Origin of the sequence: Pseudomonas sp. NY15435 (genome assembly GCF_048068295.1) — a bacterium.
Taxonomy (GTDB): Bacteria; Pseudomonadota; Gammaproteobacteria; order Pseudomonadales; family Pseudomonadaceae; genus Pseudomonas.
This window is the reverse complement of the sequence record NZ_JBLUQA010000004.1, coordinates 373775-395423: the sequence shown is the minus strand read 5'-3', so window position 1 is coordinate 395423 and position 21649 is coordinate 373775. Positions and strand designations below refer to the sequence as shown.

The following is a 21649-nucleotide window of genomic DNA, read 5'->3' as shown; positions in this document are numbered from 1 at the left end:
AACCGATCATGACCCACTGCCTTGCCTATGCCGCCCATGAAGCCCGCGCCGAACTGGCGCCGCTGCGCATCGAGCGCCGTGCCCTGCGCGACGACGACGTCGCCATCGAAATCGCCTATTGCGGCGTGTGCCATACCGATGTGCATTACGCGCACAACGACTGGAACAGCACCGTTTTTCCCTGTGTACCCGGCCACGAGATCGTCGGCCATGTCACGGCTGTCGGCTCCGCGGTCAGCCGCTACAAGATCGGCGACCGGGTGGCGGTCGGCTGCATGGTGGACAGCTGCCAGCACTGCGCCGCCTGCGAGTCCCACGAGGAACCGCACTGCGAACACGGCATCACCGCGACTTACAATGGCCGCGACCGCGCCACCGGCGAGGTCACCCAGGGCGGCTACGCACAGCACATAGTGGTGCGCGATGCCTTCGTCCTGCGGGTTCCCGAGGCCCTGGACCTGCGTTTCGCCGGCCCGCTGCTGTGCGCCGGTATCACCGTGTGGACCCCGCTGAGCGAGCACAACATCGGCCAGGGCCACCGGGTCGCGGTGGTTGGCCTGGGCGGCCTGGGGCACATGGCGGTCAAACTGGCGGTCGCCCTGGGCGCCGAAGTCACGGTGATTACCACCTCGCCGGGCAAGGCTGACGATGCGCGGGCGCTGGGTGCGCACCACGTGCTGCTGTCCACCGACGCGCAGGCGATGAAGGCCGCGGCCAACCGCTTCGATTTCATCCTCGACACCATCCCGCGCAAGCACAACGTCAACCCCTACCTGATGCTGCTTGGCCGCCACGGCAAGCTGGTCCTGGTCGGTGCGCTGGAGCCGCTGGAGCCGATCCATGGCGCGTTGCTGGCGCTGAACAACCGCTCGATCTCCGGCTCGCTGATCGGCGGCCTGGATCAGACCCAGGAGCTGCTGGACTTCTGCGCCGAGCACCAGGTGCTGCCGATGTGCGAACTGATCGCCATGCAGGACATCAACACGGCATTCGAGCGCCTGGAACGCAACGACGTGAAGTACCGCTTCGTTATCGACATGGCATCGCTGCGCGACTGATCCCCCCACTAAAAAGGGGGCCGGTGGAAGGGAGGGGCGGACTACGCTAGCCCTTTCCTTCCTGCTGGAGAAAAGCGTCATGCGTATACCACATGCCCTCAGCGCCATCGCGGCGGGGGTGCTGTTGTCGGCCTGTGCCACGGCTGGCGCCGGCGAAGCGCCCGCAGCCATCGCCGATCAGGATGTCAGCGACGCCTATGTCTATCTGCTCGGTCGCGCGTTGGTACTGCGTCAGCAGCAACTCGACGTGCACGAAGGCATGGGGTGGAACCAGCTGGTGCACCGCAAGCCCGGCGCGGTGGATTGGGCTAATCCCAACCTCGACGTCGCCTACTCCGAGGCCTGGCTGGCGCTGGACGAGCACAGCTGCACGCTGCTCGGCGTACCGAAGATCGAGGGCCGCTACTACACCACGCAGGTGCTAAACGGCTGGGGCGAAACGCTGGCCAACGTCAACGAGCGCACCTACCCCGAGCACCGCGACGGCTCGTTCGCCTTCTGCCTGAAGGGGGCGAAGGTCAAGCTGCCGGCCGCAACGAAGCGCATCGACCTGCCGGTCCGTTCAGCGCGCGTGCTGACCCGTATCGAGCTGGGCGCCGATCCGCAACAGGCCGAGCGCCTGCAGCATGCCTTCACCCTGAAACCAACCGGCTCACCACGGCTTCCCGAGGTGCCGCAGACGGCGCCCTTCGCCTGGCCGATGCTGCCGGGCGTGGAGATCTTCGACACGGCGCCGGCGGCCTTGGCGGAAACCGACCTCAACCCCGGCATGGCGGACATCCAGGCCAAGGTGCGCGCCGTCGCCGCCGTGGTCGCCAATGCGCAGCAGCGCCAGCGCATCGACACCCTGATCCATACCCTCGCCTATGCCAACATCGCCAAGGCCTCGCCGACGATCGGCGGCGGCGTGGTTCGCAACGGCTGGGCGCGGCCGCCGGCGACAGGCACCTACGGCAGCAACTACGTCACCCGCACCCTGATCGACTATGGCGGCATCTGGGCCAACACCCGCGATGAGGTGAGCTACTTCCGCGGCTTCCTCGACGCCGACGGCGCGCCGCTGGATGGTGCCAGGACCTACAGCCTGACCTTCCCGAAGGCGCAGTTGCCGGCGAGCCAGGTGCACTACTTCTGGTCGATCACCGCGACCGACTCGAAGACCTTCCATGTGCTGCCCAATGAGCTGAACCGCTTCCTGCTCAACAACCATTCGAAGCTGACCTACGGCGCGGATGGTTCGCTGACGCTGTACTTCGGCCCGCAGAAACCGGCTGATGCACCGGAGGGCAATTGGCTGCCGACCCGCCCGGGCCTGCCATACCGCCTGATCTTCCGCTACTACGGCGCTCAAGGCGCGGTGGCGGACGGCAGCTACTTCCCGCCAGTGCTGGTCAAGCGTTCCTGAGACCGCCTGGTGGGCCGGGCGCAGTCAGACGGCGCCCGGCCCGCCGGCAATTACCCCGAGGTCCCCTCATGCTCAAGAGTTCCCTTACGCCCCTGGCGTCTGTCCTTTGCCTGCTGCTTGCCGGCGCGGCCCACGCCGAGACCGCTTCCACGACGCCGGTGGCGGTCACTGTCGACAACTTCAGCCGTGCCGAATCCGATCGCTACTTCGGCCTCACGGTGATGCGTGGCGGTTTCGGCCAGTTCACCCATTGGCGCGAGTTGATGCCAGTAGGAACCAAGACTGTGGTCAGGCCCAACCGCGATACCTTGTACTCCACCGCCGTGTTCGACCTGGACGCTGGCCCGGTCACCGTCGAGCTGCCCGACGCTGGCCAGCGCTACCGCTCGCTGGCGATCATCGACGAAGACAACCATGTGCTCGCGATGCATTACCAGGCGGGCCACTACCTCATCAGTCGCCAGATGGCCGGTACTCGCTACGTCCTGGTCGGCGTCCGCACCCTGGTCGATCCGGCCAACCCGCAGGACATGGCGCAGGCCCATGGGCTGCAGGATCGCATCGGTGTCAGCCAGCCCGGCGGGCCGGGGCGCTTCGAGGTGCCGAACTGGGACAAGCAGGGGCAAGAGCGGCTGCGCGCCGCGCTGGTCACGCTCGGCCAGACCATCGGCGACTCCCACGGCATGTTCGGCAAGCCCGCGGAAGTCGACCCGCTGCGCCACCTGATCGGCAGCGCCATCGCCTGGGGCGGCAACCCCGAGAAGGATGCCTTCTACCAGATCGTCCGTCCGCCCCGCGACGACGGCACCACGGCCTATCGTCTGGATGTGCCGCCGGTACCGGTGGGGGCCTTCTGGTCGATCAGCGTCTACGACGCCGAGGGGAGCTTCCAGCCCAACTCGCTGAATGCCTACACCTTGAACAACCTGACGGCGAAGAAGGGGATGGGCGGCGAGGTCAGCATCCGCTTCGGCGGCTGCACGGCCGACAGCGACAACTGCCTGCCGATCATGCCGGGTTGGAACTACATGGTGCGCTACTACCTGCCGCAACCGGCGATCCTCGACGGTGGCTGGAAGATGCCGGGGCTGCGTCCGCTGTCCTGAAGCCTAGGGGGCGAATCGCGGCCATGGGCCGCTCCTACGAGTCCGGATTTGCCTCGCGCCACCCTCCCGGGTCGTAGGAGCGGACCCAGTCCGCGAATCGTGGGCATGGCCCGCGCCCACAGGGGCGCCGGTGTGGGGATTCTCGCGGATGAGATCCGCTGCTACAGGATGGTGTCGCCATCTGCGCTCGCGCCGAACAGCACCTGCTATCGTTTGCGGGAGAGGGTGTGGAGTCAACCACCAGGACGGCGGCTCGGGCAGAAATGCCGCTCTTCGTAGGAGCGAGCCTGCTCGCGAACCTCGCTTTGAATGCCCTGAAAGACAATGCGCCCGGTGCAGGGCACCGGGCGCTTCGGGGGCTTGGAGCTGTTCTTCGCCTGGGGGTCAGGACACCCGGCGCTCGCGGTCTTTCCAGTACTTCTCGCGTACCTGGCGGCGCAGGACCTTGCCGACCACGCTGACTGGCAGGGTTTCCACGAAGAGAATTGACTTGGGCACCTTGAAGCGCCCGAGCCGGCCCTTCACATGTGCCTGCAACTCCTCGACGGACACCTGGGCGCCGGCCTTGAGGACCACCTCGGCGTGCACGGCCTCGCCCCATTCCTCGTGGGGGATGCCGACTACCGCGGAGTTGGACACCGCTGGATGGGCGTTCAGGGCTGCCTCGACCTCGACGGCATACACGTTGAAGCCGCCGCTGATGATCATGTCCTTCTTGCGGTCGACCAGGAACAGGAAGCCCTGCTCGTCGATGTAGCCAAGGTCACCGGATTTCCAGAAGCCGTCGGTGAACTCGGCGACGCTGGCCTCGGGATTGGCGAAGTAGCCGGACACGGTACCGCGCGTGCGGATCCACAGCTCGCCGGTGTTGCCCTGGGCGAGCTCCTGGCCGTGCTCGTCGACGATCATGATCTCCGCAGCCGCGACTATCCGGCCGGCGGAGCCGATCTGCCGGTCGCTGGCCTCCAGGTGGTCGGCCTTGTTCATCAGCGCTACCGCGTGCAGGCATTCGGTGGCGCCATAGATCTGCATGAAGATGTTGCCGAAGCGTTCCTGGGCCTGGCGCAGCTTCGCCGGGCTCATGGGCGCGGCACCGTAGACCAGGGTGCGCAACGACGACAGGTCGATGTCGGGCATCTCCAGCAGGCGGTAGATCATGGTCGGCACCAGCAGGGTCATGGTGACCTTTTCGGCCGCAATGTTGCGACACAGCTGGGCGAGATCGGGAATGTTCTGGGTCAGGGTGCAGCCGCCGCGGAACAAGGTCGGCAGCAAGCCGAGGCTGGACCCATGGCTGATCGGCGCCATGTGCAGGAAACGGGTGTCGGCCTGGTAGGGCTGCTCACCGTCCATGTACATGGAGTCGCGCAGCGACATCCAGTTGTCGGTGGTGTAGGGCACGCACTTGCTGGCGCCGGTGGTGCCGCCGGTGAAGCGGTAGGAGACCACTTCGTTACGGGTGTCGCGGACTACGTCGGGGGTCTGCTCGGAAACGCCTTCGAGCAGGTCCCAGAAGTACAGCAGGCCGTCCTGCGGCTGTGCCGGCGGGTCCATGCAGACCACACGGATGTCCTGGGTGCGAAGCACGTCGAAGTAGTGCTCCAGCAGGGCGTTCTCGAGGAACACCACTTTCGGCCGGATCAGCGTGATCTGCGCGCAATGCTCCTCGAGGGAGTCGCGGAAGTTGGCGTAGGCGCCGGCCGCCTGGCATTTCATGGCGGTCCAGGCGTGCAGCAGGGACAGGTTGTCGTTGTCGAGGATGCACAGGTAGGCGTCGCCGCGCTCCAGCTGCAACTTGTCGTGCAGCATGTTGGCGATGCGGTTGGTCAGTGCGTGCAGTTCACGAAAGGTGTAGCGGCGCTTGCGCTCGATGTTGACCAGCGCCTCGCGCTCGGCGAAGCGGACGGCAAGGTTGCCGAACGTCCGGCCGAAGTTCATCAGTGTCATTCTTGTTCTCCTGCCGTTGACCCAGGCGACGGGCGTTCCAGGTGACGGGCTATCCAGGTGAGCGCGCATGCCGATCAGCATAGGCCGGTCAGGGACGGCAGCGGCTCCGGGCGGGCAGCCGGCATGCCGGCCCAGCAGTTGGGCCGGCATTCTCCGCGATGTTCGGGCGTAGCGGAATCCGCGGCCGTCAGGCGCCCTTGAGGGCCTGCATGGCGGTCTCGATGAAGATCTGCACCTGCTGGTTGGCATCGTTGCGCGGACCGGCGGTGTTCCAGTCGGTGATCTGCGCCAGATGCGCCTGGACGTCTTCGGGCGTCACGTTGGCGCCGACGAACACCGGCGCGGTCTCTTCCATGCGCACGGCGGAGAACACGCCGGCACCGGCGCCCAGCACCAGCTTGGTCGGCGCTTCTTCGCTGACCAGGAACAGCGCACCCGGGCTGACCTGCTCGGGACGGCTGGCCTTGAGCAACTCCTCGGGCATCACGTCCTCGGTCATGCGGGTGGCCGCCATCGGAGCCAGGGTGTTGACGTGGATGTTGTTCTTGCGGCCTTCGATGGCGAGCATGTTCATCAGCCCCACCAGCGCCATCTTCGCCGCGCCGTAGTTGGCCTGGCCGAAGTTGCCGAACAGGCCGGCGGCGGAGGTGGTCATCAGGATGCGCCCGTAGTTCTGTTCCTTCATCAGGTCCCAGACAGCCTTGGTGCAGTACAGCGAGCCCATAAGGTGGACATCGAGCACCGCGCGGAAGTCGGCGATCTCCATTTTCGGGAAGGACTTGTCGCGCAGGATGCCGGCGTTGTTGATGAGGACATCGACGCGGCCGAACTGGGCGACGGTCTGCGCCACCAGGGCCTGGACCTGCTCGTAGTCGGCGACGTTGGCGCCGTTGGCGATGGCGCTGCCACCGGCACGACGGATTTCCTCTACCACCGCCAGGGCGGCCTCGGAGGAGCTGCCGCTACCGTCACGGCTGCCGCCGAAATCGTTGATCACCAGCTTGGCGCCACGCTCGGCCAGTTGCAGTGCATGGATGCGGCCCAGGCCATTGCCGGCGCCGGTGACGATGGCCACGCGGCCGTCGAAGCGAATTGTCATTGTTGTTCACCTACGGGTACTAAGGGAAAAAGGTGGAAGTGTCGCCGGGGCGGCACCTCCGCGAAAGTCTCTCCGACCGGCCTCAGGCGCGGGCGAAGATGCCGACGTGCTCGGTGGACTCTTCGACGCGCCAGAGGCCGCCGCCATTGCCTTGCAGGGCAATGCGCGCGCCTTCGACCTGGCGCGGGCCGCAGTTGCCGCGCAGCTGCTCGACCAGCTCGAAGATCTGCCCGATGCCGGTGGCGCCGATCGGGTGGCCCTTGGATTCCAGGCCACCGGACGGGTTGACCGGCAGACGGCCGCCGAGGGCGCTGTCGCCGCGCTCGGCCATCACGCCGCTCATGCCCGGCTCGCACAGGCCCAGGGCCTCGATGGCGAGCAGCTCGCCGATGGCGGTGGCGTCATGCACCTCGGCCACGTCGACGTCCTGCGGGGAGATGCCGGCCTGTTCGAAGGCGGCCTTGCCGGCCAAATGCGTGCAGCCCTTGTCGAAGTCCTCGGCGGCGCGAGCGGAGGCCGAGCGCACGACGCTGGCCAGCACCTTGATCGCGCGGCTCTTGTCGAAACCATACTTCTTCAGCGCCGACTCGGTGCAGAGAATCGCTGCCGCCGCGCCGTCGGAGATCGGCGAGCACATCGGCAGGGTGATCGGGTAGGTGATCGGCGGCGCGGCGAGGATTTCCTCGATGCTCATGGCGTTGCGGTATTGCGAGCGCACGTTGTGCACCGAGTGGCCGTGGTTCTTCGAGGACACGGCGGCCAGCTGGCGCTGGGTGATGCCGTAGCGCTCCATCAGGCCGCCACGGCCGAGGGCGGCGTAGACGTCCATGAACGGGCTGTAGGGCTTTTCGGACTGCGAGCCGGGCGGCGGCACGATGTTCTTGCCCATGGCGGCCAGGTAGTTCTTGTTCTCCTCGAAGGTCTCGATGTCCCAGGCGGACTCGAAGGCGGAGAACATCTTCATCTTGTCGCTGTAGAACATCTTCTCCGCGCCCACGGCGATTGCGACGTCAGCGGCGCCGGCCTGCAGCTGGGTGACCGCCAGGTTGAAGGCGTGGCTGGAGGAGGCGCAGGCGCCTTCGATGTTGAAGATCGGGATGCCGTCCAGGCCCAGCGGCAGCAGGGCGACCTGGCCGCGGATCATGTGCTGGCCGTCGAAATGGCCCTGGGTGCAGTTGCCGAAGAAGCCGACCTGGATCCACTTGCGGTCGCAGCCCGCATCGTCCAGGGCGTCCTCGACGGCCCAGGCGGTGAGTTGCTTGATGGTCTTGTCGGTGTGGCGGCCGAACGCGGTCATGCCGACGCCGACGATGTATACGTTTTCCATCTGAATTCGCTCTCGGAAAGGGGGCGGGATCAATAGCCCTTGAAGTCGGGCTTGCGCTTCTCGGCGAAGGCGCGCACGCCCTCGGCCATGTCGTAGGAGCGCTGGTGGTTGCGCAGCTCCAGCAGCTCGTGGCGCAGGGCGTCGGCGCGGCTCTTGTCGGTGGCCTCGTCGGCGACCTTCTTCATCTTGCGCAGCACCAGCGGGCTCTTCTCGGCCAGCTTGTCGCCTATGGCCTGGACCCGGCCGACCAGCTCGGCGTCGGCCACCACTTCGCTGACCAGGCCATAGAGCTTCATGTCCTGGGCCGGCAGGGCGTCACCGGTGAACAGCATGTACTTGGCGATGTTCTCCGGAATCTTGCGCGGCAGCACGGCAGCGCCGCCGCCACCGGGGAAGACGCCGAAGTTGGAGTGGGCGTCGCCGAAGCGCGCGGTCTCGGCGGCGATCACGAAGTCGCAGCACAGCACCGTTTCCAGGCCGCCGGCCAGGGCCAGGCCGTTGACCGCGGCGATCACCGGCTTGGGGAAGGCGCGCAGGCGGTCGAAGAAGGCGACGATGGTGTCCAGCAGGTCCATCTCGCCGGGCTGGGCACTGCCCGTGGCCTTCAGGTCGGCGCCGGCGCAGAACGCAGTGCCGGTGGCGGTGAGGGCGACGACGCGCACGCCGGCATCGCCTTCCCAGGCTTTCAGGGTCTCGATCATGGCATCGAGCATCTCGCGATTCAGCGCGTTCATCGCCTTCGGACGGGTGAGGGTGATCCAGCCCACCTGGCCTTTCACTTCAAAAGAAACCGACTCGCTCATTTCTGCTCCTCGCTCGTTCACAGCGGTCAATCCAGTCGCAATCGAACTTACGCCAGGGTTTCCCTGGCGTACCCCCCCCCTTGCGGACGGGGCGGGCGGAGATGTGGCTGTTGCAGCATGGCCCTGGCCGTCCAGGCAGCCGAGCGGTCGCAAAGCCGCTCGCCGGGGCTGGCCATTCGTTTAAAGAGCGTTGCAGCGGGGTGTCCTGTGGACTCCGCATGCGCCAGAGCAAGAGTGAACGACAACATGCAAACGTCACTAATGAACGCCGACGACCTGCTGGTCGCGACCAAGTTTTCCCCGCCGCGCCTGAACACCCGGCACATTCCCCGCACGCACCTGCTGGAGCGGCTGCAGGAGGGGCGCCTGGGCTGCGTCACGCTGATCACCGGCGGCGCCGGTTTCGGCAAGACCCTGCTGCTCGCGCAGTGGCGCCAGGCGCTGCTCAAGGATGGCCTGGACGTCGCCTGGCTATCGCTCAGCCACGACGACCGACTGTTTCCCAGCTTCCTGACCTATCTGCTGGCGGCGTTGCGGCGCCTGGACATCGCCATCGAGGCGGAACTGCTGCACGGCGACAGCGGCGAGGCCGCGTTCAATGCGCTGGTCGCGCAGGTCACGCGCATCGCCGAACAACTGGGCCGCGAGCTGTACTTGCTGATCGACGACTACCAGCACGTTGAGGCGCCGCTGGCGCATCGACTGATGCAGAAGCTGCTCGACCATTGTCCGCCCAACCTGCACCTGGTGATCGCCTCGCGCAGCTCGCCGCCGCTGAGCCTCGGCCGTTTGCGTATGCAGGGCCAGGTTGCGGAAATCGACTTTGCCGAACTGCCGTTCGACCTGGAGGAGACTCGCGTTTTCTTCGAGCACAACCTCGGCAATCTCAAGCTCACCGCCGACGAGGAACAGCTGATTCACGAGCTGACCAGCGGCTGGCCGGCGAGCCTGCAACCCATTGCCACCCTGCTGCGCAACCGCCCGGCCAAGCGTCCCAAGCTGCGCTCGCTGCTGTGGAAGTCGGCGGACCTGCAGGCCTACCTGGCCGAGGACGTGGTGGCGTGCCTGGCGCCCGAACTGCTCGGCCTGATGGAGCAGGTGTCGCCGTTCCGTCGCTTCAACGCCGATCTCGCGGCCTTCGTCACCGGCAATTCGCACGCGGCGGACCTGATCAAGCGCGTCGAGGACGAGAACCTGCTGATCTACCGGGTCGATTCTGACGACCAGACGCCCTGGTACCGATTCCACCCGCTGTTCGGCGAATTTCTCGGCCAGCGCCTGGCACAGCAGGGCTCGGCGGCAGTGGAGGCGTTGCATCGGCGCGCCAGCCAGTGGTTCGCCGAGCATGAGCTGCTAGTCGAATCGGTGCGCCATGCCAACCTCGGCGGCGACCTGGACTTCGCCGTCGCCGCCATGGAGCAGGCCGCCAGCGCCACCTGGAGCATGGCCTACATCAGCCCGATGCTGCACTTGCTCGAACGCCTGCCACAGGAAACCCTGTTCGCTCACCCGCGACTGTTCATCCTGGGTTGCCTGACCTACGCCTTCACCGCCCGTCCGGAGAAGGCCGCGCGCTGGCTGGAGCAGATCCGCCGTACCGAAGCGGCGCGCAATCCTGCGCTGTCGTCGCGCTTCGCCCTGGCCGATGCAGCCATCGCCCTGCAGCTGGACAACCCGCGGCGGGTCATCGGCCTGCTCGAGCCGATGCACCAGGCGCCGCTGGAAAACCGCTCGCTGCGCTACATCAGTCTCTCGGCGCTGGCCAGCGCCTACCTGGCGTTGGGGCGCATCGACGCCGCGCGTCGTCTGCACGACGAAAATCCCATCGATCCGGGCGACCGCGACAACGACATGGCGATGGTCTTCGAGAACACCCAGGCCCAGGCCTGGCTGCGTATCGGCGATGCCCGCGAGGCTGCGCGCCTGGGGGCCAGCCTGCTGGCGCGGGCAGAAGAAGACTACGGGCGCGGTTCGGTCTCGGCGAACCTGTGCGCGGCGAACCTGTGCGACGCCTACTACGAGCTCGATCGCATCGACGAGGCCCTGGCCGTGCTGGCCAATCGCAGCGGCATCCTGCAGTCGTCGATGCCCGATGTGATGGCTCGCGCCTCGATGTGCCGGGCGCGCCTCACCGCGTTGCGCGATACGCCGCAGGCGTTGTTGGAGTTCCTCGAGGCGCAGGCCGCGCATTTCCATGCGCTGGGTCTGGATCGCCTGCTCGCCCTGATGCTCGCCGAACAGGTCAAGGTTCTGCTGGCGCAGGGCGATGCGCGCCGCGCCGGCGAGCGCCTGGGACGTCTCGAAGAACTGCTGGCGCAATACCGTGGCGATTGCCAGGACGAGATTGCCACCATGGTTGCCTTCGCCCGCGCCCGCGTGGCCCTGGCTGGGCACGAGCCGGCGGCGGCGCTGGAGTCGCTGGCCCTGATCGGATGCTTCGCAGAAGGCTACGGTCGCGGTCGCACGCGGGTGAAGGCCTTGCTGCTCTGCGCAGTTGCCCACGATGACCTCGGGCAGGACGAGCAACACCGCGAACGCCTGCGCGAGGCCCTCCGGCTTGGTGCGTGCCTCGGCCTGGTACGCACGCTGCTCGACGAGGGGCCTCGCCTGCTGGATCGGCTCAGGGCACTGCGCGAGGACGAGGGGCTGGACGAGGCCGGGCATGGCTATCTCGACGTGTTGCTGGCGTATGTGGCGCCTGCAGAGAGCGCCGCCGAGCCGGTGCCGGCTCGGCGGGCGGCGGGCGGCGAGCAACGCGCCAGCCTGACCCCGCGCGAGGTGGAAATCCTCGGCCTGATCGCCCAGGCAATGTCCAACAAGCGGATTGCGCTGACCCTGAACATCACCTTCGGCACGGTGAAATGGAACGTGAAGAACATCCTCGCCAAGCTCGGTGTTTCCAGCCGCTACGCCGCCATCAGCCTGGCGCGCCAGCATGGGCTGATCCGTTGAGGACGTCGGAGCGGAGGTGCCCGGCAGGGTGCTCCCCTACCAAGAGGGGAGGCGCGCCCCCCTGAAGCGCGTCGGCATCCTGCGGACATTGCGAAGTGCGCCGCCAAGGCCGCGTCGCACGGCAAAGCATCGGCAACCCGATCCCATTCGTGAGGAAGAAAATGAGCGATACATCCGCAGTGTTCCTGAGTGAACAGGAAGTCATGATCCGCGATACCGCCCGCAAGGTGGCTCAGGACGTGGTGGCGGCGACCGCCGCAGAGCGTGACCGTACGGGCGCATGGCCGCGCAATGAGCTGGCGGCGGTAGCGGAGCTGGGCTTCCTTGGCATACACCTGCCGGAAGAGTACGGCGGTTCGGCGATGTCCTTCCCGGAGTATGTGCTGGCCATCGAGGAATTTGCCGCAGCAGATGCCGGTTTCGCCACCATCCTTCACGTACACAATGGCCTGGCCGACATGCTGTGCCGCTACGGCACCCAGGCGCAGAAGAACAAGTACCTGCAGCGCATGGCCTCGGGCGAGCTGATCGCCGCCGGCTTGCTGACCGAGCCGCAGGCCGGCTCGGATACCGGCGCCTTCCGCACCACCGCGCGCCGTGACGGCGATGGCTACGTGCTCAACGGCAGTAAGCAGTTCATCTCCAACGGCAACGAAGCCGGAATCGCCTTCGCCATTGCCGCTCACACCGATACCCCGGAAGGCCGCAAGGGCGCGAGCATGTTCATCGTCGATCCGCGCGGCCCTGGCTACAACGTGGCGCGCGTCGAGGAAAAGATGGGCCAGCGTTCCGCCCAGGTAGCGGCTATCCAGTTGGACAACTGCCGGGTTCCGGCGGAGAACCTGCTGGGGGAGGAGGGCACTGCCTACAAGCGCTTGATGGGCACCCTGTCCGAAGGTCGCATCGGTATCGCTGCGGTGGCCGTCGGTGCCGCCCGAGCTGCACTGGATGCCGCGGTGAAGTACGCCAAGGAGCGTGAAGCCTACGGCGCGCCGATCATTCAGCTGCAGGGCGTGGCCTTCGACCTGGCCGACATGGCCACCCAGGTGGAGGTGGCGCACCAGTTCACCCTGCATGCCGCGCGTCTGCACGCGGCCGGCGTGTCCTGCACCAAGGAAGCCTCGATGGCCAAGCTGTACGCCAGCGAGATGGCCGAGAAAGTCTGCTCCGAAGCCCTGCAGATTCACGGCGGCTACGGTTATCTCGCCGACTTCCCGGTGGAGCGCTACTGCCGCGACGTGCGGGTGACCAAGATCTACGAAGGCACCAGCCACATCCAGAAGATGATCATCGCCCGCAACCTGGGCTGAGCCAGCGGCCGGCGCCCCGCGTTCCGTGCGGCGTCTGGCGAAGAGGAGAGACGCAGGTGACAGACGACGCAGTAGTGTTCGAGAAGGTCGGGCGGACGGCGATCATCACGCTGAACCGGCCGCAGAAACGCAACGCCCTGTGCGAGGCCATCAGCGAGGCGATGCCGGCGGCGCTGCGGGCCGCCCGCGAGGACCGCGAGGTCCGTTCGGTGGTGCTCACTGGCGCCGGCGGCAGCTTCTGTTCCGGCTTCGACCTGGGCAGCCTGGACCCGGGCGATGAGCCGGCGTTCGCCGGGCGTGAGCTGGTGCTGGGCTTCCACCGCTGGTTTGGCGAGCTGCAGGATCTGGAGAAGCCGGTGATCGCGGCGGTGGACGGCGTAGCCGTGGGCGCGGGCTTCTCCCTGGCGCTGGCGGCGGACTTCGTCTTCGTCACCCCGCGCACCCGCCTGTTGCCGACCTTCCTCGGCCTGGGCCTGGTGCCGGACCTGTCGATGCTCTACGTGCTGCCGCGCCTGATCGGCCTGGCGCGGGCCAAGGAGATCGTGTTCTCTGCTCGCGCGCTGGGCGCCGAGGAAGCTATCGGCCTGGGCCTGGCGCAGACGGTGGTGGCGCCCGAGCAGTTGCGCGACAGCGTGCTGGAATACGCCCAGCAGTTCGACGAGGCGCCGACCCATGCCCTGGGCCTGGTGAAGACTCTGCTCAACCGCAGCTTCGAAACCGATCGCCACGCCATGAACCAGTTCGAGGCGCTGGCGCAGTCGCTGTGCGGTGACAGCAACTACCACGCCGAGGCGGTACGCCGTTTCCTGGCCAAGGAAGGCTTGCCCTACCGCGGCGCAGCGCGCCTCGCACCTTGAGCGGCGCTCGACCTGCCGTCGTACTGGCCGATGCCGATACGACGACGTGAGAGACTGGGCGTAGGCCCGATGAAACATCCGCGTTGTGCCACGGGGCGCGCGCGACGAATAAACGTGAGGATCGGCCGCTCCCGACGGCCGCGGACCCATCCCATTCGGGAGGGGCGACGGGGCGAACGGTCTGCCTATCCTTGAGACTCATGACGCCCATCCGCGTCGGCCGCGCAGCGGCGCCGCGTTCCCGGTGGGCTTGGCAATTCTGAGGAGAAGCAAATGGCGCAGAAAGTCGTTGTCGCCGGGGTCGGCATGATCCCGTTCGTGAAACCGGGCCAGAACGAGACCTACGTGGCCATGGGCGAGCAGGCCGTACGCATCGCCCTGGCAGATGCCGGCGTTGGCTACGAGTCGGTCCAGCAGGCCTATGCCAGCTTCGTCTTCGGTGATTCCACCTGCGGCCAGCGTGTGCTCTACAACGTGGGCATGACCGGTATCCCGGTGATCAACGTCAACAACAACTGCGCCAGCGGCTCCACCGCGCTGTACCTGGCCAACCAGGCGATCGCCAGCGGCATGGTCGACATCGTCCTGGCCGTAGGCTTCGAGCAAATGGTCCCGGGGGCCATTCCCAGCGCCTTCGCCGACCGTCCCAGCCCGCTGGAGCTATTCCTCGACCAGTGCGACGCGGCCATCCCCGGCGCCTCGGAAATCCCCGCGGCGCTGCGCATCTTCGGCAGCGCCGGGGTGGAGCACATGAAGCGCTTCGGCACGCCCCTGGAAACCTTCGCCAAGATTCGCGCCAAGGCCAGCCGCCACGCCGCGAACAACCCCAAGGCAGTGTTCCGCAAGGTCGTGAGCAGCGAAGACGTGCTCGCCGATCAGGTGGTCTGGCCGGAAGTCATGACGCGCCTGATGGCTTGCCCGCCGACCTGCGGCGCGGCGGCGGCGGTGCTGTGCAGCGAGGCCTACGCCAAGAAGCATGGCCTGGATTCGCGCGTGTGGATCGCCGGCCAGGCGCTGACCACCGATGGCGCCGAGACCTTCAAGTCCGGCGACATGCGTGACGTGGCGGGTTACTCGATGTCCCGCGCGGCGGCGCAGAAGGTCTACGAGCAGGCCGGTATCGGCGCCGAAGCGGTGAACGTCGTCGAACTGCACGACTGCTTCGCGCAGAACGAGCTGCTTACCTACGAATCCCTGGGCCTGTGCCCGGAAGGCGGCGCACAGAAGTTCGTCGACGACGGCGACAACACCTACGGCGGCCGCTACGTGGTCAACCCGTCCGGCGGCCTGCTGTCCAAGGGCCACCCGATCGGCGCCACGGGCCTCGCGCAGTGCACCGAACTGGTCCAGCAGCTGCGCGGCCAGGCCGAGCAGCGCCAGGTCGAAGGCGCGCGTATCGCGCTGCAGCACAACATCGGTATCGGTGGCGCCTGTGTAGTCACCATGTACCGCAAAGACTGACGAGGAACGGCCATGGACTTTCAACCTGACGCCGGACTCGCGGCGTTCCGCCAGGAGGTCCGCGACTTCCTGGCCCAGGTGCCGGCCGAGCTCAAGGGGCTGCAGCGCTGCACGCGCTCGCCCCGCGAGCAGATCATGCGCTGGCAGAAGCTGCTGCAGGCGCGCGGCTGGGGTGCGCCCTACTGGGCGAAGGAGCACGGCGGCACCGGCTGGTCGGTGCCGCAGATCCTGGTATTCGACGATGAGTGCAGCGCGGCCGGAACCCCAACCCAGGACGCCTTCGTGCACAAGATGCTCGGCCCGGTGCTCAATGCCTTCGCCACGCCGGAACAGAAGGCCGAGCACCTGCCGGCCATCTTCAACGGCGAGCGCCTGTGGTGCCAGGGCTTCTCCGAGCCGGGCGCCGGCTCCGACCTCGCCGCGCTGCGCACCCGCGCCGAGCGCGACGGCGACCACTACGTGATCAACGGCCAGAAGATCTGGACCAGCTACGCCCATCATGCCGACTGGATCTTCCTGCTGGTGCGCACCGATTTCGAGGTGAAGAAGCAGGCCGGGATCAGCTTCCTGCTGGTGGACATGAATACCCCGGGCGTGACCGTGCGGCCGATCCGCAGCATCGACGACGCCCATCACCTGAACGAGACCTTCTTCGACAACGTGCGGGTGCCGGTGGGTAACCTGATCGGCGCCGAAGGGCAGGGCTGGAACATCACCAAGTTCCTGCTCAACAACGAGCACGCGACCACCGCCGACCTCCCCGAGCTCAAGCGCTACATGCGTGAGCTGCGCCTGTTCGCCACCGCCATTCCGGCCGGCGAGGGGCGGCTGATCGAGCGTACGGAGTTCGCCCTGAAGCTGGCGCGCCTGGATGCCGAGCTGCAGGCCATCGGCATGCTGGTACAGCGCGTCGCGCAGATGGAGCAGCGGCACGACCCGGCTTCGCACGTGCTGGGCTCGATGCTGAAAATCCGAGCGACCGAGCTGCAGCAACGCATCACCGAGGTGCAGCTGGAGGCGCTGGGCGACTACGGTGCCGTGGCTTACGCGCATCCCCACGAGGCGGCGCCGGCGCAGGCGTACCCGTTACAGGAGCTGGCCCGCGGCATTGCCAACGACATGTTCCTGCGCCGCGCCTCGACCATCTACGGCGGCACCAGCGAGGTGCAGCGCGGCATCATCGCCAAGATGCTGTTCCAACTTTGAGTCAGGACACGGGTATGGATTTCGATCTGAATTCGGAACAACAGCTGCTGCAGGACAGCGTGCGCCGTTATGTCGACAAGGCTTACGGCTTCGAGACACGCAACGCGCTGCTCAAGGGCGGCCGCAACGGCCGCGCCGACAACTGGCAAGTGTTCGCCGACAACGGCTGGCTCATGGCGGCCCTGCCCGAGGCTTATGGTGGCCTCGGCGGCTCGCTGCAGGAGACCGTGATCATCGCCCAGCAGCTGGGCCGTGCCCTGGTGCTGGAGCCCTACCTGGGCTGCGCGGTGCTGGCGGCACAGACGCTGGTAGCCGGCGGCAGCGAGGCGCAGAAGGCGCGTCTGCTGCCGCAACTGGCCGACGGTTCGCTGCGCCTGGCGCTGGCCTACAGCGAACCGGCTTCGCGCGGCATGCCGCTGCCGGTTGCGCTGCGGGGCGAACGCCACGGCGAGGGTTACCGACTGCACGGTCGCAAGAGCCTGGTGCTCGGCGCTCCCGGCGCCGATGCGCTGCTGGTGTCGGTACAGCTGGACGACGTGCCTGGCCTGAGCCTGGTGCTGCTCGAAGGCGAGTTCCTCGGACTGGACCGCCAGGCGTTGCCGCTGCATGACGGCAGCTGGGTCGAGGAACTGCACTTCGATGGCGTGGCTATCGGCCGCGAGGCGCTGCTCGGTGAGCCGGGCCAGGGCCTGGAGGCGCTGCAGGAAGGCCTGGCCCACGCCACCGTGGCGCTGTGCGCCGAGCTGATCGGGGTGATGGAGAAGACCCTCGAGGTCACCGCCGAATACCTGAAGGTGCGCCAACAGTTCGGTGTCGCCATCGGTAGCTTCCAGTCCCTGCAGCACCGCATGGCCGACATGGCCGCGGAGCTGGAGGTGGCTCGCTCGATGCTGCACGCGGCGCTCGCCTCGGTGGCCAATGACGCCCCGCAGGAGCGCAGCCGCACTCTGTCGGCAACGAAGATGCTGATCAGCCGCGCCGCCAAGTTCATCTGCGGGCAGGGTATCCAACTGCACGGCGGCATCGGCATGACCGAGGAATACCTGATCGGCCACTACTACAAGCGCGCCATCGTCGCCGACCTGCAACTGGGCAGCGCCGACAGCCATGAGGCGGCCTGCGCCGCGGCGCTGCAGGCTGAGCTGGGCGCCTGATACTCGCTTTCATCCCCTTTGAGTGAAAACAATGAAAAGCTACGAAACCATCGCGGAACTACAGGGTCTGGTCGGCCAGGTCGTCGGCACTAGCGACTGGCTGACCATCGACCAAAAGCGAATCGACACCTTCGCCGAGGCCACCGGCGACTCGCAGTGGATCCATGTCGATCCCGAACGCGCGGCCAAGGGCCCGTTCGGCACCACCATCGCCCATGGCTTCCTGACCCTCAGCCTGCTGCCGCCCTTGATGACCGACGCCTTCGAGATCCGCAACGTCAAGATGGGCCTGAACTACGGGCTGAACAAGGTGCGCTTCGTCCAGCCGGTGCCAGTCGGCAGCCGCCTGCGCGGGCACTTCAAGGTGCTGGCCTGGGAGCCGCTGGAAGGCAATGGCGCGCAGATCACCTACGAAATGACCGTTGAGGTGGAAGGCGCGAGCAAGCCTGCCTGCGTGGCGGAAACCATCCTCCGCGTGTTCGCCTGAGGCCTGCAGGACGGGCCGCTGCGCCCTCCCGCCTGGGCAGCAATGACGCCGCAATCCGCGAGGGTTGCGGCGTCATTGCATTTGCGTCGGGAGTTTTCCGATCGTCCGATCGTCCGATCGACTGCACGGCAGTGGCGCCCGCCCGTCCCCTCCCACCCCATGCCTATCGGGGGGGGCGGGGGAAGCGGAGCCTTGGATAAAACATAAGCCAGGAATCGGGCTCGACCCAACCGCGTCGAGGCGCGTGCTGTCGCGCTGCCACTGCGCCGGCGGCTTATCGACAGCCTGTTCCTGCCCGGTCTACGTAGCCGCCCATGGTGGTGCCGGCCGGGGGCGATGGTGGCGGCTCCCGGAAGCTGTGTGGCGCGCTGTACGCGACGTTCAAAAATACAAGATGAGAAGGTGGAGACATGAATAGACTGACAAGAACCCTGATCGCGGCCAGCATCCTGGCCGCGCATGCAGGCGTGCTCCATGCGGCCGTTTCGGCCGACGAGGCCAAGGCACTAGGCAGCAACCTGACGGCCATCGGCGCCGAAAAAGCGGGCAGCTCGGATGGCAGCATCCCGGCCTATGCTGGCGGCCTGACCACCCCGCCAGCGGGGTTCGACGCGGCGTCGGGCATTCGCCCCGATCCCTTCGCCAGCGAGAAACCGCTGTTCACCATCGACGCGAAGAACGTGGACACCTATGCAGCCAAGATGAGCGAGGGCGCGAAGGCCCTGGTGAAGAAGCTGCCGGGCTTCCGCATGGACGTATATCCCACCCATCGAACGGTCGCTTACCCGCAGTCGGTGCTCGACAAGACCATCAAGAACGCCACCGGCGCCAAGCTGGCCGCCGACGGCTACACGCCGGTCGATGCCGCTGGCGGGATTCCCTTCCCGATCCCGAAAAGCGGTATTGAGGTGATGCTCAACCACATCGCACGTTACCAGGGCATCTCCTTCGTGATGCCGAAGTACTCGGCATTCAACATCGACGCGGCCGGCAAGCGCGTGCTCTCCACCCAGGGCGTATGGACCATCGAGAGTCCGTTCTATGACCACAAGGAGGAGTCGCCGGTGATCTACAACCGGGCCCGCGCCAACTACACTGGCCCGGCCCGTCGCGCCGGCGAGGCGATCATGACCTTCGAGAACGTCGATGGCCTGAAGGGCCGCCGCGCCTACCAGTACCTGCCGGGACAGCGCCGCGTACGTCTGGCGCCGGACCTAGCCTACGACACCCCGAACCCCAGTACCTCGGGCATGTCCACGGTCGACGACGTCAACCTGTTCAACGGTCGCATGGATCGCTACGACTGGAAGCTGGCCGGCAAGAAGGAGCTGTACGTTCCGTACAACACCTATCGCTTCAACTACGCAGCCAACGCCGATCAGGTGTTCGGCAACAAGTTCATAAACCCCGATTTCGTGCGCTGGGAACTGCACCGCGTGTGGGTAGTGGAAGCGACCCTTAAGCCGAGCGAGCGGCACATCTATGCCAAGCGCACCTTCTACGTCGACGAGGACAGCTGGGCCGTGCTCGCCAATGACCAGTACGACGGTCATGGCCAGCTGTGGCGTCCGGGCTTCGCCTACCTGACCCCGCTCTACGATGCGTCGGCGATCAACACTACCACCACCGGTCATTACGACCTGATCGCAGGCAGCTACTACATCAACCAGTGGCCGAGCCTGGGCGGCCTGAAAGTGTCGCCGACCATGAGCTCCGACAACATGTGGACCCCGGACAGCCTGGCGGGTAGCGGTATCCGCTGAGGCATTCGTTTCCCCCATTGAAGACGGACCCGCGTAATGCGGGTCTGTCTTTTTTTGCTGTCGCCGCGGAGCCTCTGTAGGCTCCGTGGCGCGCTACCGATCAGCTGACCCGGCGCACCTGGTCCTTCCAGTACTTCTCGCGGACCTGGCGACGCAAGACCTTGCCGACCGCGCTCAGTGGCAAGGCCTCGACGAAGGTCAGAGTCTTGGGCGCCTTCAGGCTACCCAGGCGCTCCCTGACATGCTCGATCAGTTCATCCTGAGTGACTCTGGCACCTTCCTTGAGCACCACTTCGGCATGCACCGACTCGCCCCAGTGGCCATGAGGTACCCCTACCACGGCAGAGAGCGATACGGCCGGATGCGCGTTGAGGCTGGACTCCACTTCCACCGCGTAGACGTTGAAGCCGCCGCTGATGATGACGTCCTTCTTGCGATCGACGATGAACAGGTAACCGGCTTCGTCCAGGTAACCCAGGTCGCCGGATTTCCAGAAACCGTCGACGAACTCCGCCGCCGTGCCCTGTGGGTTGCGGAAGTAGCCGCAGATGGTGCCGCGACCGCGCAGCAGGATCTCGCCGGTGACGCCCGGGGGCAGGCACTGGCCGGTGTCGTCGACCACCCTCAGTTCGATCCCGGTGGTCGGCCGGCCGGCCGAGGCGAGGCGGCCGGTCGCGATGGCCGTCAGGTGATCGGCCTTGGTCAGGGTGCAGACCGCCTGGGCGCATTCGGTCGAGCCATACAGCTGGTAGAAGATGTTGCCGAAGCGCGCCTGCGCCCGTTCCAGCTTGGCCGGGCTCATGGGCGCTGCGCCGTAGTACAGGGTGCTCAGGCTGGAGAGGTCGTGCTGCGTCGCTTCCGGGAGCTCCAGCAGGCCGTTGACTAGGGTCGGCACCATCAGACTGGTGGTGACCCGCTCGCGCTCGACGTTGTGGCACCAGGCCTTCAGGTCGGTGGTGTTCTGCGTCAGGGTGCAGCCGCCGCGGAACAGCGTGGGCAGCAGCGAGAGTCCGGCGCCATGGCTGATGGGGGCGATCTGCAGGTAGCGGGTGGTCGCGTTGAGCGCCTCGCTCTGCTCGCTGTCGGCGTACATGGAGTCGCGCGCGGCCAGCCAGTTGTCGATGCTGTACTGGGCGCATTTGCTGCGGCCGGTGGTGCCGCCGGTGAAGCGGTAGAGGAGGATGTCGTCTCGGTCATCGGACTCGACGTCCGGCTCGCTGTCCGGCAGGCCTTCGAGCAGGTCCCAGAAGTACAGAGCGGCGCTTTGGTCGGCCGGCGGCGGGTCCATGCACACCACGCAGGCTTCGCTCTCTCGCAGCAGCTCGGCGTAGCGTTCCAGCAGCACGGTCTCGATGAAGATCACCCGTGGGCGGAGGAACTCGATCTGCCAGCGGTGCTCGTCGAGGGCGTCGCGGAAGTTGGTGTGCGCCAGGGCTGCCTCGCCCTTGAACGCGGTCCAGGCGTGCAGCAGCGAGAGGTTGTCGTTCTCCAGGATGCACAGGGCGACGTCGCCGCGCCCCAGGCCCAGTCGGACATGCAGCAGGTGGCTGATGCGGTTGGTCAGGCCGTGCAGCTCCTCGAAGCTGTAGCGCCGGTTGCGCTCGATGTTCACGAGGGCTTCCTGGTCGGCATGGCGCTGCGCGACCTGGCCCATGATCCGGGCGAAGTTGATCTTCATGATGGCCTCCGGTGGTGGTGGGATTACAACCGGAGG

The 21649-nt window shown here is 66.7% G+C and carries 16 protein-coding genes; 11 read left to right on the top strand and 5 right to left on the bottom strand.

Annotated elements, in window-relative coordinates; genetic code table 11:
• Positions 1–8 precede the first annotated feature (8 nt).
• The 3 genes from ACNFH5_RS12025 to ACNFH5_RS12015 all read left to right on the top strand — a co-directional run bounded on the left by ACNFH5_RS12025 (position 9) and on the right by ACNFH5_RS12015 (position 3569).
• Entirely contained in the window at positions 9–1058 is a 1050-nt protein-coding gene (locus ACNFH5_RS12025) for an NAD(P)-dependent alcohol dehydrogenase (RefSeq protein WP_138212004.1), read from the top strand.
• Positions 1059–1137: 79 nt separating this feature from the next.
• Positions 1138–2463: a DUF1214 domain-containing protein gene (locus tag ACNFH5_RS12020; RefSeq protein WP_138212005.1), complete on the top strand. Its 1326-nt coding sequence runs from the start codon at positions 1138–1140 to the stop codon at positions 2461–2463.
• Positions 2464–2531: 68 nt separating this feature from the next.
• Positions 2532–3569 (top strand): DUF1254 domain-containing protein, encoded by a 1038-nt coding sequence (locus tag ACNFH5_RS12015; protein ID WP_138212006.1) that lies wholly within the window; start codon positions 2532–2534, stop codon positions 3567–3569.
• 384 nt (positions 3570–3953) lie between these two features.
• Here the strand turns inward: ACNFH5_RS12015 and ACNFH5_RS12010 are convergent, their stop codons facing one another.
• The 4 genes from ACNFH5_RS12010 to ACNFH5_RS11995 form a co-directional block, all read right to left on the bottom strand.
• The gene (locus ACNFH5_RS12010) at positions 3954–5516 is read right to left on the bottom strand and encodes an AMP-binding protein (RefSeq protein ID WP_138212007.1); all 1563 of its coding nucleotides are present in this window, start codon (positions 5514–5516) and stop codon (positions 3954–3956) included.
• Positions 5517–5703: 187 nt separating this feature from the next.
• Positions 5704–6615, bottom strand: coding sequence for an SDR family NAD(P)-dependent oxidoreductase (locus ACNFH5_RS12005; RefSeq protein WP_138212008.1), 912 nt, complete (start codon positions 6613–6615; stop codon positions 5704–5706).
• 82 nt (positions 6616–6697) lie between these two features.
• Positions 6698–7942: a thiolase family protein gene (locus ACNFH5_RS12000; RefSeq protein WP_138212009.1), complete on the bottom strand. Its 1245-nt coding sequence runs from the start codon at positions 7940–7942 to the stop codon at positions 6698–6700.
• A 29-nt stretch (positions 7943–7971) separates the two neighbouring features.
• The gene (locus ACNFH5_RS11995; RefSeq protein WP_138212010.1) at positions 7972–8745 is read right to left on the bottom strand and encodes an enoyl-CoA hydratase/isomerase family protein; all 774 of its coding nucleotides are present in this window, start codon (positions 8743–8745) and stop codon (positions 7972–7974) included.
• Positions 8746–8991: 246 nt separating this feature from the next.
• Here ACNFH5_RS11995 and ACNFH5_RS11990 point away from each other — a divergent pair, with 246 nt between their 5' ends.
• From ACNFH5_RS11990 to ACNFH5_RS11955, 8 genes are all read left to right on the top strand, one after another.
• Positions 8992–11697, top strand: coding sequence for a LuxR C-terminal-related transcriptional regulator (locus tag ACNFH5_RS11990; RefSeq protein WP_138212011.1), 2706 nt, complete (start codon positions 8992–8994; stop codon positions 11695–11697).
• 161 nt (positions 11698–11858) lie between these two features.
• Complete coding sequence (locus tag ACNFH5_RS11985) at positions 11859–13007, top strand: acyl-CoA dehydrogenase family protein (RefSeq protein WP_138212012.1); 1149 nt, start codon at positions 11859–11861, stop codon at positions 13005–13007.
• 56 nt (positions 13008–13063) lie between these two features.
• Positions 13064–13864, top strand: coding sequence for an enoyl-CoA hydratase/isomerase family protein (locus ACNFH5_RS11980; protein ID WP_138212013.1), 801 nt, complete (start codon positions 13064–13066; stop codon positions 13862–13864).
• A 273-nt stretch (positions 13865–14137) separates the two neighbouring features.
• On the top strand, positions 14138–15325 hold the full coding sequence (locus ACNFH5_RS11975) for a lipid-transfer protein (protein ID WP_138212014.1): 1188 nt from the start codon (positions 14138–14140) through the stop codon (positions 15323–15325).
• Positions 15326–15337: 12 nt separating this feature from the next.
• Positions 15338–16531 carry an acyl-CoA dehydrogenase family protein gene (locus ACNFH5_RS11970; protein ID WP_138212015.1) on the top strand — a complete coding sequence of 398 codons (1194 nt, stop codon included), beginning with the start codon at positions 15338–15340 and terminating at the stop codon, positions 16529–16531.
• A 14-nt stretch (positions 16532–16545) separates the two neighbouring features.
• Positions 16546–17685: an acyl-CoA dehydrogenase family protein gene (locus ACNFH5_RS11965; RefSeq protein WP_138212016.1), complete on the top strand. Its 1140-nt coding sequence runs from the start codon at positions 16546–16548 to the stop codon at positions 17683–17685.
• A gap of 31 nt (positions 17686–17716) precedes the next feature.
• Positions 17717–18172, top strand: coding sequence for a MaoC family dehydratase (locus ACNFH5_RS11960; protein WP_138212017.1), 456 nt, complete (start codon positions 17717–17719; stop codon positions 18170–18172).
• Between the two features lie 410 nt (positions 18173–18582).
• On the top strand, positions 18583–19935 hold the full coding sequence (locus tag ACNFH5_RS11955) for a DUF1329 domain-containing protein (protein ID WP_138212018.1): 1353 nt from the start codon (positions 18583–18585) through the stop codon (positions 19933–19935).
• A 100-nt stretch (positions 19936–20035) separates the two neighbouring features.
• Here ACNFH5_RS11955 and ACNFH5_RS11950 read toward each other — a convergent pair whose 3' ends face one another.
• Positions 20036–21613: a class I adenylate-forming enzyme family protein gene (locus ACNFH5_RS11950; protein ID WP_416746185.1), complete on the bottom strand. Its 1578-nt coding sequence runs from the start codon at positions 21611–21613 to the stop codon at positions 20036–20038.
• Between the last annotated feature and the right edge of the window lie 36 nt (positions 21614–21649).

What these genes read in the sequence shown, in the direction of transcription:
- ACNFH5_RS11985 (WP_138212012.1), top strand. Translation starts at nt 11,859, where the DNA reads ATGAGCGATACATCCGCAGTGTTCCTGAGTGAACAGGAAGTCATGATC.
- ACNFH5_RS11960 (WP_138212017.1), top strand. Translation starts at nt 17,717, where the DNA reads ATGAAAAGCTACGAAACCATCGCGGAACTACAGGGTCTGGTCGGCCAG.
- ACNFH5_RS11995 (WP_138212010.1), bottom strand. Translation starts at nt 8,745, where the DNA reads ATGAGCGAGTCGGTTTCTTTTGAAGTGAAAGGCCAGGTGGGCTGGATC.
- ACNFH5_RS12000 (WP_138212009.1), bottom strand. Translation starts at nt 7,942, where the DNA reads ATGGAAAACGTATACATCGTCGGCGTCGGCATGACCGCGTTCGGCCGC.
- ACNFH5_RS11975 (WP_138212014.1), top strand. Translation starts at nt 14,138, where the DNA reads ATGGCGCAGAAAGTCGTTGTCGCCGGGGTCGGCATGATCCCGTTCGTG.
- ACNFH5_RS11965 (WP_138212016.1), top strand. Translation starts at nt 16,546, where the DNA reads ATGGATTTCGATCTGAATTCGGAACAACAGCTGCTGCAGGACAGCGTG.
- ACNFH5_RS11950 (WP_416746185.1), bottom strand. Translation starts at nt 21,613, where the DNA reads ATGAAGATCAACTTCGCCCGGATCATGGGCCAGGTCGCGCAGCGCCAT.
- ACNFH5_RS11955 (WP_138212018.1), top strand. Translation starts at nt 18,583, where the DNA reads ATGAATAGACTGACAAGAACCCTGATCGCGGCCAGCATCCTGGCCGCG.
- ACNFH5_RS12015 (WP_138212006.1), top strand. Translation starts at nt 2,532, where the DNA reads ATGCTCAAGAGTTCCCTTACGCCCCTGGCGTCTGTCCTTTGCCTGCTG.
- ACNFH5_RS12005 (WP_138212008.1), bottom strand. Translation starts at nt 6,615, where the DNA reads ATGACAATTCGCTTCGACGGCCGCGTGGCCATCGTCACCGGCGCCGGC.
- ACNFH5_RS12020 (WP_138212005.1), top strand. Translation starts at nt 1,138, where the DNA reads ATGCGTATACCACATGCCCTCAGCGCCATCGCGGCGGGGGTGCTGTTG.
- ACNFH5_RS11990 (WP_138212011.1), top strand. Translation starts at nt 8,992, where the DNA reads ATGCAAACGTCACTAATGAACGCCGACGACCTGCTGGTCGCGACCAAG.
- ACNFH5_RS12025 (WP_138212004.1), top strand. Translation starts at nt 9, where the DNA reads ATGACCCACTGCCTTGCCTATGCCGCCCATGAAGCCCGCGCCGAACTG.
- ACNFH5_RS11970 (WP_138212015.1), top strand. Translation starts at nt 15,338, where the DNA reads ATGGACTTTCAACCTGACGCCGGACTCGCGGCGTTCCGCCAGGAGGTC.
- ACNFH5_RS12010 (WP_138212007.1), bottom strand. Translation starts at nt 5,516, where the DNA reads ATGACACTGATGAACTTCGGCCGGACGTTCGGCAACCTTGCCGTCCGC.